A 13454-nucleotide genomic window follows, 5' to 3' on the forward strand; every position below is an offset into this window, starting at 1 on the left:
TACCACCCCCTTCACCTCATGAAATGTTAAGTGATAAAAGTTATTCGACGGCGAACAGCCTGATTCCTTTTGCAGAAATTCCCGATTTGTTATTTTTTTCTTAAACAAACGTTTAACCAAATGTGAAGAAAGGTCACATTCTTTGTGAATATTATAAAGAAATTATCGTAAAATTTATAGAATATTTAAAAAGTTAGTGAATATTAACCAAACGAACTGGAAATTTTGTCATTTCTCATAACAAAAAGCCCAAAATGTTTTGGGCTTTTGCAGTGTTTCCATTTCAAATTAATCGTCACTGAGTTTATCTTTCGTTTTGCCGACACCCTTTTGCAGGCTGCCTTTCGCTTTGTCTTTTTTACCTTCCGCTTTTAAGTCGGTCTTGTCTGTCATGTCACCGGCTTTGTCTTTTGCTTCCCCTTTCATTTTGTTCATGCCGCCTTTTACTTTGTCTTTTAAACCGTTATCTTGACTCATGATCTCTTCAGCTCCTTTTGTTCTTGTGTACTTGTTTTCTTCCCTTTCAGCCCGAACACAAACATGTAAACTCTCAATTATTGATTTCACAGCGTTCTCCGTAGCGGATCACTTTGTAAACGGCCAATCCGTCTGACAGCTTATTCTCCCCATCCGCCTATATAAGACATTTCCACTTTCTTTTTCCCATCTGTTTTAGAAAGCGCGCGGTCAATTGAATACTGATCCGTGCGGTTTTTCCAGACAGAAGCGATGGACTCCGTCAATTCGTCATCGGTCAGGCCGCCGCGCACAAGCTTCCTCACATCGTAGCCTGCGGAAGCGAACAGGCACGTAAACAGCTCGCCCCTCGCCGACAGGCGCGCTCTGTTACAGGAGGCGCAGAATGCATCTGAGACGGAGGAAATCACGCCGATTTCGCCAGATCCGTCAAGATAGCGGAACCTGGAAGCGACCTCGCCTTTATAATTCGCTTCTATCGGCTCCGTCGGCATGTGCTGATTGATCAGATCAATGATCTCAGCCTTCGTGATCACGTCTTTTTTGTTCCATTGATTCGTATTGCCGACATCCATAAATTCAATAAACCGGAGAATATGACCCTTTTCTTTAAAATAGCGGGCCATCGGCAGGATGTCTTTTTCATTGACGCCTTTTTGGACAACCATATTGATTTTAACACCGAGTCCGGCCTCTTTTGCCGCCTCTATGCCCTCAAGCACCTTATTCACCGAGACGCCGCGGCCGTTAATAGCCTTAAACCGCTCATCTTCTAAAGAATCGAGACTGACAGTCACGCGGTGCAGCCCCGCCTGCTTCAGCTTTTCCGCATACACGGGAAGCAGTGAGCCGTTTGTCGTCATCGCAATATCTTTAAGCCCCGGGATGCGCGCAAGTTTTCTGATCAATTCAGGCATATCTTTTCTCATCAGCGGCTCCCCGCCCGTCAGCCTGATTTTTTCAACGCCGAAACGGCCGACAAACAGTTTCGCAAGCCGCTCAAGCTCCTCAAATGAGAGCAATTCTGTCTTTTGTAAAAATGGATAATCCGGTCCGAATAGTTCGGCTGGCATACAGTACGTGCATCTGAAGTTGCAGCGGTCGGTTACAGAGATACGGAGATCCCTGAGCGGCCTGTCCCTTTTGTCTGACACCCGGCGCGTTTCTGTATTCATAAGCCCAAGACCCCTTTCTATTGTTCAACCCGTTCAGGATGTGTGTATACATTAAATGACCCGTTTCTGACAAAGCCTATCGCCGTGATGTTCAGCTCTTCCGCCATTTGCAGCGCAAGCTCCGTCGGCGCCGATTTTGAAATGACAATCGACACGCCGATTTTTGCGGCTTTTAATAAAACCTCTGAGGAAATCCGGCCGCTGAAAACAATCAGCTTGTCACGGACGGGCATTCCGTTTTTCAAACAGCAGCCGTACAGCTTATCGAGCGCGTTGTGGCGCCCGATGTCCGTCCTCATGAAGAGCATCTTTTCCGTATCGCACAGCGCCGCATTATGGACGCCGCCCGTTTCCTGGAATGTGCCGCTTCCGCTTTGCATCTCCTTCATGAGGTGAAGACACGTCTCAGGAGTTATGGTAATGCGGCTCACGGCGGTTTTGGCCGTTTTTACATCCTGCTGAAAGTAAAAATGGCGGCCTTTCCCGCAGCATGAACCGATGACTCTCTTCGTATAGTCTTTTTGCTCGAGCACTTCGGGATTCGTCAGCTCCACATATGCAAATCCGAGACTTTCATCTATAGTAAAGCTTTTGATCTCTTTTTCAAAACGAATGACGCCTTCTGATGCGAGAAATCCGACTACGAGTTCCTCTAAATGATCAGGCGTGCAGACGAGCGTCACAAATTCCCGCCCGTTCACCATGACAGTCAATGGATACTCTGAAACCATCCGATCTGCCGTTTTTGTTAATACCCCTTTTTCATAGCGGTATATTTCTCTTACCGCTGTTGTTTTTTCATCCACTGTTTTCCCCTCCGCAGTATCCTTCTCTTTTATTCTTCCACAATCCCTGTATTTTGTCGAATTTGCGGTTTAAAAAAAGAGCCCTCTTCGGACTCTATGTTTCGTTGCGGTGATGTCTGCTCAACATGGTGAATAAAATAACGGCGGCGATAATGGCCAATATACTGACGAATATGAAGGCGGCAAGCTTCAGAAAAACTCCCAATAGAACAAAAACGACTGCCGCCAGCACTAATATAATGCCTGCTCCTTTTAACAACAGCGGTCATCTCCTTTTAGTCGTATCATTCCCGCGGTTCCGTTTTCTAAACAAAAAAGACGCCGCTCGGGCGTCCTTTTTTAACCTATTCTTTTGCTAAATCCTTTGCAGCGTCTTCCCAAGCCTGTTTGAACTCGGCCGCGCTGTCAGCTGAGACATATGTGCCGCCCCCTGCTTCCGCCGCTTTTTCAAGGCTTTCGCTTCCTTTCATGCCGAAGTTGAAACCGATGATATTGACGATCGTGTTGACGTTCGCTTTACGGAGCTTTTGAATTTCAGCCTGAGGATTACCGCCGCATGTTTCTTCACCGTCTGTAATCAGATATACGACGTTTTTCCCTTTAGCGCCGGCCCGCTCAAATTCTTCACGTGTATCAGAAAGCGCTTTTGCAATCGGTGTCCAGCCGGTCGGTTTAATCTGGCTGAGCGATTGCTCAAACGGAGTCACGGCGTACGGCTGAAGGCCGTATAACGTTTCTGTCGCATTACACGATACGGCTTTACCGGAGTTTTTATTATTGCCCTTATGACCGAATACCCGGAGCATCAGATTAGTGTCTTCAGGAAGAACTTTCGCAAAAGAGGTGACAGAATCTTTCGCGACATCTATTTTACGCTCTCCCCCTGTTTTTTGTATCATGCTACCGCTTGCATCAAACAGCACAGCGACGTTTGTTTCCTCGTGCTTTTTCTCAGCCGCAAAAACAGGTGATCCGAGTGAAAGCGTCAAAAGTCCGACAATCCCCGCAGTAAACATTTTTTTCATTTCCTTCATTCCTCTCCATTTGTTTTTCGCCGATGGGCCCCGGCTCTTCTCTATGCTAGATGAGGAATATGCAAAAAGATATAGGGCGGGATGCCTTTTGTGTGAGCGGCGGTACATCGTCAAAAATGAACAGAATTATGCGCTTCATCCTAGAAAGATTGGATAAAAGATGACAGATTTAATGCCTTTTTCGCCCTTTTTGTAATATAAGTCCGGAATCTGATTCTTTTTACAGTTTTCTCTTCATTTCTTCTTGAAAATTTTGTTAATTCAAGCGTAAAAAAAAGGGCCGAAAAACGGCGCCTTTTCTTATTCCCCTAATGAACTCGCTTCTAATTTAAAGATACGGTTCATATCCTTTTGACTGTGAGCTTCGTAATATTTTCCTCCGCCCGCTCCGGCAATCGCGTGAAGCTGACCGTTGAAGCCTTCATTAAAGTCAAAGCCGATTACATTGACTTTAATATGCTGTTTGCGAAGCTCTTTCGCTGTCTTAATAGGATCTCCTCCGCATGTCTCCTCGCCGTCCGTTAACAGGTAAACGGATTTACTGCCGAGTTTGTGCACGCCGTTAAAGGAAGCCTTCGCATCCTCTAATGCCTTTGCAATCGGTGTCCAGCCAGTAGGCCCGATTCCGTTCAGAGAATTAAGGAAGCTTTGTTTGTCAAACCTTTGGAATCCGTATACACCGCGAATAGATTCACAAGACTGAACTTTTCCGGAGTTTTTATTATTGCCTTCAGAACCGAAAACCGTCATTCTGACCTGTGATTTAGATTTAATTTGATCCGCAAAACGGACAATTTCATCTTTTGCCATGTTGTATTTAGAAACACCGTCTATCCGTTTCGCCATACTGCCGCTCGCATCAAGCAAAATGGCGGTATTGTTTTTAGGTTTAAAGAAAGAATTCTCGTTTGCATTCTCAGCAGCAAAAGCAGGAGATGCAGCAGTCAGCAGCAAACCGAACATGAGTATGAGTGAAAATGTTTTTTTCATTGCTTTTCCCCTTTTCAATAGATTTCCGTTCAACGTCGAACACTATTTATCGTAAATGAGTTGAAAAGGGAAATAAATAGGACGGGGTTCCTCATTATTTTTGCGTACATTCACATAGAAGCGGCATTTTTATCAGTGATTTTCACCCGGTGCGCAGCCATCTATCCGCATTTGTCAGCCTTTAGCCTTTCGTTATATGAGTCCGTTGGTTCCTTAGCCGTTTATGGAATAGTTTTCCGAAAAAAAGACGCTGATGAGAGCGTCTACTTTTTCGCCATATATTTGCTTAAAAATGAATCTGCCTCGGAAATATCCACTCCCTGATAATAATGCTTGACGATGTCCGTCACGGATTTTCCCTGCTCCGCCATATAATTGGCACCGTACTGGCTCATGCCGACACCGTGACCGAATCCTTTCGTCGTAATGGTGATGCTGCCGCCGTTTCGTTTCCATTCGAAGTCGGCAGAACGGAGTCCGAGTTTTTCCCGAATGTCTCGTCCCTTCAGCTTCTTGCCGTTTATGACGGCCGTCGCCACTTGATGTCCCGGCGTTCTGGCCGTAATCTGCCCTACAGTGTCTTGTCCTGCGAGCTGCACACCGAGCTTCTGCTGAAACTCCGGCACACTGAAAGTCCGGGTGGCGAGATATTTTGGCGATTTTTTATCCCATGGGCTTTTCACGCTCTTTAAATAAGGAATGGCGCTTGTCCAATAGGCTTCCGCATTTTCCGTATACCCATTGCTTGTAGAGAAAAAAGATGCCTCAATCGGCTTGTTTTCATACGTTAAAATCTTTCCTTGCGTACCGGCCACCGCGTTTGTGATTTTCTTGAGGTTTTGCGCGTAATCAGAACCCCATTCTTTTTTCAGCTGGCTTTTGCTTTGATAGACTTGGAACATTTGCGTGTCATCCACCAGTGATCCTTTCGGGGCCTGGACGGCTGAGTTTGCAACCATCAGTCTGACGATGAATGTACGGGCAGCGAGCGCTTGGGCTTTTAAGGCCTCCGGTTTAAATTCTACGGGCATTTCGGAAGCCACGACACCGATCACGTACTCTTCAAGCGGGATGTTTTCTACAGAATGATTGGATGTCCGATAAACCGGAACGGATACAGGTGATTCTTTCAATGTTGGTTCTGCTCCTTTTGTTTCTCGTATGGTGTGTGCTGTTTTGTGTCCGGGCTCCCTGTTTACGGCTGCTCCTTTTTCGGCCTGAAACGGAAGGACGAGAATGGTGGGAACAAGAAGAATAAGTACACACAGCCCGGATAGTAGAAATACAATGGGTTTCATATATCAGCTGCCTCCTGCTTGGGATTCGACTCTACTTCATCTTATGGGCAGGGACAAGCTAATATGACTTCCTTTTGGACAGATTCTTTTATTCGATTATTTACGCGAAAAACGTATTCTTTTTTGGAATTCAGAGCATAATAATGATGATAAACCATATAAAAAAACAGTATGCCAGATTGACATACTGTTTTTGTAACCATTATGCGTTTAAGTCAGTAACGGCTTCTTTACTTTCTTGTTCAGCGGCCGTTTCATCGACAACACGCTCGATGTCAGCGCCGAGAGCCTCAAGTTTTTTATGGAAATCCACATAACCGCGATCCAAATGCTTCAGTTCCGTGACGCGTGTATGACCTTCAGCCACTAATCCCGCAAGAATCAGCGCCGCGCCCGCACGCAGGTCCGTAGCGGCAACTTCTGCGCCTTGCAGCTGTACAGGACCGTTAATGATCACAGAACGTCCTTCAATTTTAATGTCGCCATTCATCCGGCGGAATTCTTCAGCATGCATAAAACGGTTTTCAAACACAGTTTCAGTAATCATGCTTGTTCCGCTCGCACGGAGAAGCAGCGCCATCATTTGTGACTGCATGTCAGTCGGGAATCCTGGGTGAGGCATCGTTTTGATGTCGATCGGCTTCAGCTGTGCAGGACCGATGACACGAAGGCCTTCTCCTTCATCCGTAATTTTGACGCCCATTTCTTCCATCTTCGCAATTAAAGACGTAAGATGCTCAGGAACCGCACCTTTTACTAATACATTTCCTTCCGTGATAGCCGCGGCCACCATAAAAGTACCCGCTTCAATACGGTCAGGAATGATGTTGTGTCTTACGCCGCGAAGCTTCTCGACACCTTCAATTTTAATGGTGCCTGTGCCGGCTCCGCGGATTTTTCCGCCCATCGCATTGATATAGTTCGCTAAGTCAACGATTTCAGGCTCTTTTGCCACGTTTTCAAGCGTTGTTGTTCCTTCAGCTAATGCAGCTGCCATAATCAAGTTTTCTGTCGCACCCACACTTGGGAAATCTAAATAGATTTTTGCGCCCTGCAGACGGCCTTCTACTTCTGCTTCAATAAAGCCGTTGCCTACTTTGATTTTTGCACCCATTGCTTCAAAGCCTTTTAAATGCTGGTCAATCGGTCTTGAGCCGATTGCGCAGCCGCCAGGAAGCGCTACTCTTGAATGACCCGTACGGGCTAACAGAGGGCCCATAACAAGCACTGACGCGCGCATTTTACGCACATATTCAAAAGGTGCTTCTGTTTCTAAAGCGTAAGAAGCGTTTACGGTAACTTCATTATTCTCAAAATGCACATCTGCTCCTAAATGACGCAACACTTCGTTAATTGTATATACATCGGAGAGCGTAGGTACATCACATATTACGCTTTTTTCTTCACTTGCTAATAAAGATGCAGCGATAACAGGTAAAACGGCATTTTTTGCTCCTTCAACTTTCACTGTGCCGTTTAACTTCTGACCGCCGCGGACGATGATTTTTTCCAAGGTATTCCCCTCCGCGTCCCTATATTCTCTATATTAATATTCAGTTGTCACGATTGGTGTGCCAACCGTAACGGTATGTTTTTCGCCCATTCCCGCACTTCTAAGCGCAATTTGCACATTCATCTTATGTTTCGATGTCATGATGTAATCTGTCCACTTATATGTAAATGCAGAAACAGAAACGAAATGAGGCTCAACTACATGTTCAACTGGACTTGCTTCAAATTCTTTCATGAGCTGTTCTGCTTTTTTTTGCAAAACAATACTCATATTATCATTTAAATGACCCTTTAGACAAGTAAAAATAAATACTTTATTTTGAAATATGTCATGTGCCTGCCGTTCAAACTGTTCATATGTATCATTCCAGTTTTCCGGTTGCTCCGGGCTCATTTGCTCATATAATAAATACGAAGTTGGGTTCTGGTTTTTGAGGGTAGTGACGAGCTGCAGTTTAAAAGTTGTGTGATTTTTTTTGTCAGAATATGTGCCGACGGCCTTTACGATTTTATCTTCCTCGGCGGTTTCCCAATGATACTGCGGATTTTGCGCCTTCAGTTCTTTCACCTTGTCATCAAATTCACTCAGTGACAGGTTCAGATTTTCTTTCGCATGAAGCGTCCACTCATCAACAGTGACATCCTGCCGCTCCATTCCTTCGGCAATCTGGGCAAGCGGAGACAGCTCACTCGCATGAATGGAATGAAATACCGCAATTAAGGCGCTTAAAAAAACAAAAAACAAGATGATACGGCCTGCTCTTTTTTTCTTCATATCGATCTCTCCCCCTTACTCCCATTTTTGCCGGAGCCGGGGAAAGCGATACATGGAAAACTTCGTCAAAACTCGCCAAGCGGGTGAAGAAAAATTGGTTTCTCCCCCAGCGATTCCCTTCATTACAACTGACGAAACTTCTTAAAACAAGTATGGAAGCTGCTTCGAATAGGTAAGATAATCTAAAAAGAAGTTGGCGACTGCCGTTCCGATCGCAATGGTAAGAAGAATAATCAGCAGCCGTGCCTGCACTATTTTTCCTTTTCGGATCAGCGGATCAAAGTTGACGGCCTGAAGCGCCCACCATGTCACCGCAATGCATACCAAGTGAATCAGGATGCTGATTGCGGCCTGCTGCCCCAATACATTCACAAATTCCATCTCCTTTCATTTTTTCCGCCCCTCATATCCTCTCTTATTATATAAGAAGAAGAGAGAAAGATGATCATTTTTACAGCAGAATTTTTATCCAAAATTAGGGGCAATCCCCGCTTAAATGTCCGTTCTCCGGCATGGTATACTTTTTTGGAAAGGAGATGGGAATATGAATCATTCCTTTTTTCATCCGGAAAAGCAGTATGGGGAAACACTGCCCGTATTTGACCATGAGTGGGAAGCGATTGCATTCTACTATGATTATAGACAGTCTCAAACAGAGGAACTGAAAGAATTATGTCAGTTTTTCAACATTTCTCTTGATTATTCACACGGCAGCCTGCAGGAATTGGAAACCCTTTACTTCCGCAGCATTAAAGAGCTGCTGCTGGCGGATTGGAACCTGCCGATTGACGAATTTGAGAAAATGCTCAGCGTGTATGTCATCGATTGCGCCATCAGACACCATGACGATGCCGAATGGATCGTCAAACCTTATCCGTACACGGACGGCGCCTATACGACAGGTGTGCGAAGAGGAAACAAAACGTGGCACACCGACAACTGCTGTGAGCATTTATATCTGCAAAAAGAAGAGGATCATCCGCTTATCGGCGTCTATGAATCTCTTATGCGTTAATATAGAAAAAGAATCCTTCTCAGATAGCCGAGAAGGATTCTTTTTTAGTTTCCTGCAACATCCAATCTGTTTACAGCCCGCTGTAACGCAAGCTCAGCCCGACGAATGTCAGTATCATCTGATCGTTTGTTTAAACGGTCTTCCGCCCGCTTTTTCGCAGCAAGGGCGCGCTCTTTATCAATGCTGTCCGCTGTTTCAGCGGCTTGTGCAAGGATAGTGACCTGATCAGGACGGACTTCTAAAAATCCGCCGCTGACAGCCGCCAAATCGGTCTGTCCGTCTTTTTTAAGGCGGACAGCGCCGATTTTAAGCGGAGCCACGGTCGGAATATGGCCCGGCAAGATACCGAGATCACCGCTCTCGGCTCTTACACTCACCATTTCAATATCAGCATCATATACTGGGCCGTCGGGAGTAACGATATTGACTTTAACGGTCTTCATGCTTTTACCCTCCTAGGACCAGATTAAACTTCTACACCCATCTCTTTTGCATTCTCAATAACTTCTTCAATGCGTCCCACAAGACGGAATGCATCTTCCGGAAGATGGTCATATTTACCGGAAAGGATTTCTTTAAAGCCTCTTACCGTTTCTTTAACAGGCACGTAAGAACCCTTTTGTCCCGTAAACTGCTCAGCTACGTGGAAGTTTTGAGAAAGGAAGAACTGGATACGGCGTGCGCGGTGAACGACAAGCTTATCTTCTTCGCCCAATTCGTCCATACCGAGAATCGCAATAATATCCTGAAGTTCTTTGTAACGCTGAAGCGTTGACTGGACTTCACGCGCCACCGCATAATGCTCTTCTCCGACAATTTCCGGAGCAAGCGCGCGGGAAGTGGAAGCCAGCGGATCAACCGCAGGGTAGATACCCATTTCAGTTAATTTACGCTCAAGGTTAGTCGTTGCATCCAAGTGAGCGAATGTTGTCGCCGGAGCCGGGTCAGTGTAGTCATCGGCAGGCACGTAGATTGCCTGGATAGATGTAACTGAACCAACGTTTGTAGACGTAATACGCTCTTGAAGCTGACCCATTTCTGTCGCAAGCGTCGGCTGATAACCAACCGCAGAAGGCATACGGCCGAGAAGCGCGGAAACCTCTGAACCCGCTTGTGTGAAACGGAAAATGTTATCGATAAAGAACAGTACGTCCTGTCCTTGTTTATCACGGAAATGCTCAGCCATTGTAAGACCCGTCAGTGCTACACGCATACGTGCGCCCGGCGGCTCGTTCATTTGTCCGAAGACCATGGCTGTTTTCTTGATAACGCCTGAATCGCTCATTTCGTAGAAAAGGTCGTTCCCTTCACGAGTACGCTCTCCTACACCGGCGAATACGGAAATACCGCCGTGCTCTTGCGCGATGTTGTTGATTAATTCCTGGATTAATACGGTTTTACCTACGCCGGCACCGCCGAACAATCCGATTTTACCGCCCTTGATGTAAGGAGCAAGCAGGTCAACAACTTTAATTCCCGTTTCAAGTATTTCAACCTCAGTTGAAAGCTGATCGAATGAAGGAGCTGATCTGTGGATCGGGTCCTTTTGAGCATCCGCAGGCAGCGGTTCATTTAAATCAATTTTATCTCCCAGTACGTTAAATACGCGGCCGAGAGTAACATCACCGACAGGAACGGAAATCGGAGCACCTGTATCAACGGCTTCCATTCCGCGCTGAATTCCGTCCGTAGATGCCATGGCAATTGTACGGACTGTATCATCGCCTAAATGAAGAGCAACCTCTAGCGTTAGATCGATGCTTACTTCATTTTCGCCTGAAGCTGGCTGTGAAACTTTAATCGCATTATAAATCGCAGGCAAGTGGCCGTCCTCGAAACGTACGTCGACAACCGGTCCAAGCACCTGACTTACGCGTCCTTTCTTCATCGCTATCCCTCCTGACAAAATCTTTCTATTCTAAAGCGGCTGCACCGCCGACAATTTCGGTAATTTCTTGTGTAATCGCCGCTTGACGCGCGCGGTTATATGAAAGCGAAAGTGAATCAATGAGTTCTTTCGCATTATCAGTCGCATTTTTCATTGCTGTCATTCTCGCAGCGTGTTCACTTGCTTTACTGTCAAGAAGCGCACCGTAAATTAAGCTTTCCGCATATTGAGGAAGCAGCACTTCGAGCACCTCTTCTTCATCCGGTTCGAACTCGTAAGAAGCCGTGCGCTTCCCGCCGCTCGTTCCGAAATCCGTTAAAGGCAGCACTTTTTTCTCCGTCACTTCCTGTGAAATCGCACTGACGAAATGGTTATACACCAAATGCAATTCATCAAAAGCGCCGTCGATAAACATTTGAACCGTCTGACGGGTCAAATCTTTAATCTGAGCAAAAGTGACCTCGTCGCCAAGCCCCACTAACTCAGACAAAATCGGCATTTCCCGTTTTTTGAAGAAATCGCGGCCGACTCTGCCGATTGCAATCACCGTGTATTCATCTTTAGACTGATGGCGTTCTTGAATGGTGCGGTAAGCGTTTCGCAGAACCGAACTGTTAAACGCACCCGCAAGCCCGCGGTCAGACGTAATGACGAGATACGCCGTCTTTTTCACTTCTCTTGAGACAAGCATCGGGTGTTTCGCGTTTTTCGCGCCTTTTCCGACGTTAAACACAACCTCCTGGATCTTATCCATATACGGAGCAAATGACTTCGCGTTGGTTTCCGCACGGTTCAGCTTCGCAGCGGATACCATCTGCATGGCTTTTGTGATCTGGCTTGTTTTTTTCGTTGACGTGATCCTTGACTTAATATCGCGTAATGAGGCCAAAGATTTCACCACCTTTATTCTTCATTTGCGTAAAAAGAGAGAAAAAGAGAACCTTTTTCTCTCATCTTCTAAGGGTTAGTTGCTTGGTGCAAATGTGCGTTTGAAGCCTTCGATTGCAGCTTTGAAGTCTTCATCAGCAGGAAGGTTTCCTGTTTTCGCAATGCCGTCAAGCAGATCTTTATGGTTTTGATCAAGGTACATGTAGTACTCTTCTTCAAAACGTCTGATATCCGCAACCGGAATATCATCAAGATATCCTTTTGTCAGCGCATAAAGAATGGCTACCTGTTTTTCAACCGGAAGCGGCTTATTCAAGTCTTGCTTCAGCACTTCAACTGTACGCGCACCGCGGTTCAGTTTCGCCTGAGTCGCCTGGTCAAGATCAGATCCGAATTGGGCGAATGCTTCAAGTTCACGGTATGAAGCAAGGTCAAGACGCAATGTTCCCGCTACCTTTTTCATCGCTTTGATTTGGGCTGATCCGCCGACACGGGATACGGATAATCCGGCATTGATCGCAGGACGTACGCCTGAGAAGAATAGGTCGGATTGAAGGAAAATCTGTCCGTCAGTAATGGAAATGACGTTTGTCGGGATATAAGCGGAGATATCTCCGGCTTGTGTTTCGACGAACGGCAGCGCCGTAATTGATCCTGCGCCTTTTGCGTCACTCAGCTTGGCTGCGCGCTCAAGCAGACGGGAGTGAAGATAGAATACATCCCCTGGGAATGCTTCACGGCCCGGAGGACGGCGAAGAAGCAATGACAGCTCACGGTAAGCGGCCGCTTGTTTGGATAAATCATCATATACGACGAGAACGTGCTTGCCGTTGTACATGAATTCTTCACCCATTGTCACCCCTGCATACGGTGCAAGGTAAAGAAGCGGAGCCGGCTGTGAAGCGGACGCCGTCACGACAATCGTGTAATCAAGCGCGCCGTGCTTACGAAGTGTTTCCACTACGCCGCGTACTGTAGATTCTTTTTGACCGATCGCTACGTACACACAGATCATGTCTTGGTCTTTTTGGTTTAAGATTGTATCAATCGCAACAGATGTTTTACCTGTCTGGCGGTCCCCGATAATCAGCTCACGCTGTCCGCGGCCGATCGGAATTAACGCGTCGATCGCTTTAATACCCGTTTGCAGCGGCTCATGTACCGATTTACGGTCCATTACGCCTGGAGCCTGGCTTTCAATCGGACGGGTTTTGCTTGTCAGGATCGGACCCAGTCCGTCTACCGGCTGTCCGAGCGGGTTGACGATACGTCCGATTAATTCTTCGCCTACAGGCACTTCCATGATGCGGCCCGTTCTTTTGACCTCATCGCCTTCACGGATATCTCTGTAAGGTCCTAAGATAACGATACCTACATTGGATTCTTCAAGGTTTTGAGCCATACCCAAAACGCCGTTTGAAAACTCAACAAGTTCACCGGCCATACAATTGTCAAGGCCGTGCACACGCGCAATACCGTCTCCGACTTGGATGACTGTACCTACGTCATGAACTTCAATTTCAGATTGGTAATTTTGAATTTGCTGCTTTATCAGCGTGCTAATCTCTTCAGCTTTGATGCTCACTTAGGTTTCAC

At 46.3% G+C, this 13454-nt stretch carries 15 protein-coding genes; 1 reads left to right on the top strand and 14 read right to left on the bottom strand.

Features of this window, described 5'->3' with window-relative positions; genetic code table 11:
- Positions 1–288: 288 nt before the first annotated feature.
- The 10 genes from BAMF_RS38360 to BAMF_RS38400 form a co-directional block, all read right to left on the bottom strand.
- Positions 289–477: a CsbD family protein gene (locus BAMF_RS38360; protein ID WP_014472339.1), complete on the bottom strand. Its 189-nt coding sequence runs from the start codon at positions 475–477 to the stop codon at positions 289–291.
- Positions 478–617: 140 nt separating this feature from the next.
- On the bottom strand, positions 618–1652 hold the full coding sequence (gene moaA / locus BAMF_RS38365) for a GTP 3',8-cyclase MoaA (protein ID WP_013353898.1): 1035 nt from the start codon (positions 1650–1652) through the stop codon (positions 618–620).
- Between the two features lie 17 nt (positions 1653–1669).
- The gene (gene fdhD, locus BAMF_RS38370; RefSeq protein WP_013353899.1) at positions 1670–2458 is read right to left on the bottom strand and encodes a formate dehydrogenase accessory sulfurtransferase FdhD; all 789 of its coding nucleotides are present in this window, start codon (positions 2456–2458) and stop codon (positions 1670–1672) included.
- 94 nt (positions 2459–2552) lie between these two features.
- Positions 2553–2717 carry a hypothetical protein gene (locus BAMF_RS41600; RefSeq protein ID WP_014471146.1) on the bottom strand — a complete coding sequence of 55 codons (165 nt, stop codon included), beginning with the start codon at positions 2715–2717 and terminating at the stop codon, positions 2553–2555.
- A gap of 85 nt (positions 2718–2802) precedes the next feature.
- Positions 2803–3483, bottom strand: a complete 681-nt coding sequence (locus BAMF_RS38375) for a VWA domain-containing protein (protein ID WP_014471147.1) — start codon at positions 3481–3483, stop codon at positions 2803–2805.
- A 309-nt stretch (positions 3484–3792) separates the two neighbouring features.
- Positions 3793–4482, bottom strand: a complete 690-nt coding sequence (locus tag BAMF_RS38380) for a VWA domain-containing protein (RefSeq protein ID WP_013353901.1) — start codon at positions 4480–4482, stop codon at positions 3793–3795.
- A gap of 263 nt (positions 4483–4745) precedes the next feature.
- Positions 4746–5780 carry a stage II sporulation protein D gene (gene spoIID / locus BAMF_RS38385; protein WP_013353902.1) on the bottom strand — a complete coding sequence of 345 codons (1035 nt, stop codon included), beginning with the start codon at positions 5778–5780 and terminating at the stop codon, positions 4746–4748.
- 202 nt (positions 5781–5982) lie between these two features.
- Positions 5983–7293, bottom strand: coding sequence for a UDP-N-acetylglucosamine 1-carboxyvinyltransferase (gene murA, locus BAMF_RS38390; protein ID WP_013353903.1), 1311 nt, complete (start codon positions 7291–7293; stop codon positions 5983–5985).
- Positions 7294–7326: 33 nt separating this feature from the next.
- A complete protein-coding gene (locus BAMF_RS38395; protein ID WP_013353904.1) occupies positions 7327–8067 on the bottom strand; it encodes a YwmB family TATA-box binding protein in 741 nt (246 codons plus the stop codon).
- Between the two features lie 141 nt (positions 8068–8208).
- Positions 8209–8439 carry a DUF1146 family protein gene (locus BAMF_RS38400; RefSeq protein ID WP_013353905.1) on the bottom strand — a complete coding sequence of 77 codons (231 nt, stop codon included), beginning with the start codon at positions 8437–8439 and terminating at the stop codon, positions 8209–8211.
- 172 nt (positions 8440–8611) lie between these two features.
- Between BAMF_RS38400 and BAMF_RS38405 the strand changes: the two genes are divergently transcribed.
- On the top strand, positions 8612–9082 hold the full coding sequence (locus tag BAMF_RS38405; RefSeq protein ID WP_013353906.1) for a hypothetical protein: 471 nt from the start codon (positions 8612–8614) through the stop codon (positions 9080–9082).
- A 44-nt stretch (positions 9083–9126) separates the two neighbouring features.
- On the opposite strand, the gene BAMF_RS38410 is transcribed toward BAMF_RS38405, so the two are convergent.
- The 4 genes from BAMF_RS38410 to atpA form a co-directional block, all read right to left on the bottom strand.
- Positions 9127–9525, bottom strand: coding sequence for a F0F1 ATP synthase subunit epsilon (locus BAMF_RS38410; RefSeq protein ID WP_013353907.1), 399 nt, complete (start codon positions 9523–9525; stop codon positions 9127–9129).
- A gap of 23 nt (positions 9526–9548) precedes the next feature.
- Positions 9549–10970: a F0F1 ATP synthase subunit beta gene (gene atpD, locus BAMF_RS38415; RefSeq protein ID WP_013353908.1), complete on the bottom strand. Its 1422-nt coding sequence runs from the start codon at positions 10968–10970 to the stop codon at positions 9549–9551.
- A 25-nt stretch (positions 10971–10995) separates the two neighbouring features.
- Positions 10996–11859: an ATP synthase F1 subunit gamma gene (gene atpG, locus BAMF_RS38420; RefSeq protein ID WP_003151172.1), complete on the bottom strand. Its 864-nt coding sequence runs from the start codon at positions 11857–11859 to the stop codon at positions 10996–10998.
- A 75-nt stretch (positions 11860–11934) separates the two neighbouring features.
- Positions 11935–13443: a F0F1 ATP synthase subunit alpha gene (atpA, locus tag BAMF_RS38425; RefSeq protein ID WP_003151170.1), complete on the bottom strand. Its 1509-nt coding sequence runs from the start codon at positions 13441–13443 to the stop codon at positions 11935–11937.
- Positions 13444–13454 lie beyond the last annotated feature (11 nt).

It is taken from the genome of Bacillus amyloliquefaciens DSM 7 = ATCC 23350, from assembly GCF_000196735.1.
In the GTDB taxonomy this organism is placed as follows: Bacteria; Bacillota; Bacilli; order Bacillales; family Bacillaceae; genus Bacillus; species Bacillus amyloliquefaciens.

What these genes read in the sequence shown, in the direction of transcription:
- spoIID (WP_013353902.1), bottom strand. Translation starts at nt 5,780, where the DNA reads ATGAAACCCATTGTATTTCTACTATCCGGGCTGTGTGTACTTATTCTT.
- BAMF_RS38410 (WP_013353907.1), bottom strand. Translation starts at nt 9,525, where the DNA reads ATGAAGACCGTTAAAGTCAATATCGTTACTCCCGACGGCCCAGTATAT.
- BAMF_RS38405 (WP_013353906.1), top strand. Translation starts at nt 8,612, where the DNA reads ATGAATCATTCCTTTTTTCATCCGGAAAAGCAGTATGGGGAAACACTG.
- BAMF_RS38395 (WP_013353904.1), bottom strand. Translation starts at nt 8,067, where the DNA reads ATGAAGAAAAAAAGAGCAGGCCGTATCATCTTGTTTTTTGTTTTTTTA.
- BAMF_RS38360 (WP_014472339.1), bottom strand. Translation starts at nt 477, where the DNA reads ATGAGTCAAGATAACGGTTTAAAAGACAAAGTAAAAGGCGGCATGAAC.
- BAMF_RS38375 (WP_014471147.1), bottom strand. Translation starts at nt 3,483, where the DNA reads ATGAAAAAAATGTTTACTGCGGGGATTGTCGGACTTTTGACGCTTTCA.
- atpD (WP_013353908.1), bottom strand. Translation starts at nt 10,970, where the DNA reads ATGAAGAAAGGACGCGTAAGTCAGGTGCTTGGACCGGTTGTCGACGTA.
- moaA (WP_013353898.1), bottom strand. Translation starts at nt 1,652, where the DNA reads ATGAATACAGAAACGCGCCGGGTGTCAGACAAAAGGGACAGGCCGCTC.
- BAMF_RS38380 (WP_013353901.1), bottom strand. Translation starts at nt 4,482, where the DNA reads ATGAAAAAAACATTTTCACTCATACTCATGTTCGGTTTGCTGCTGACT.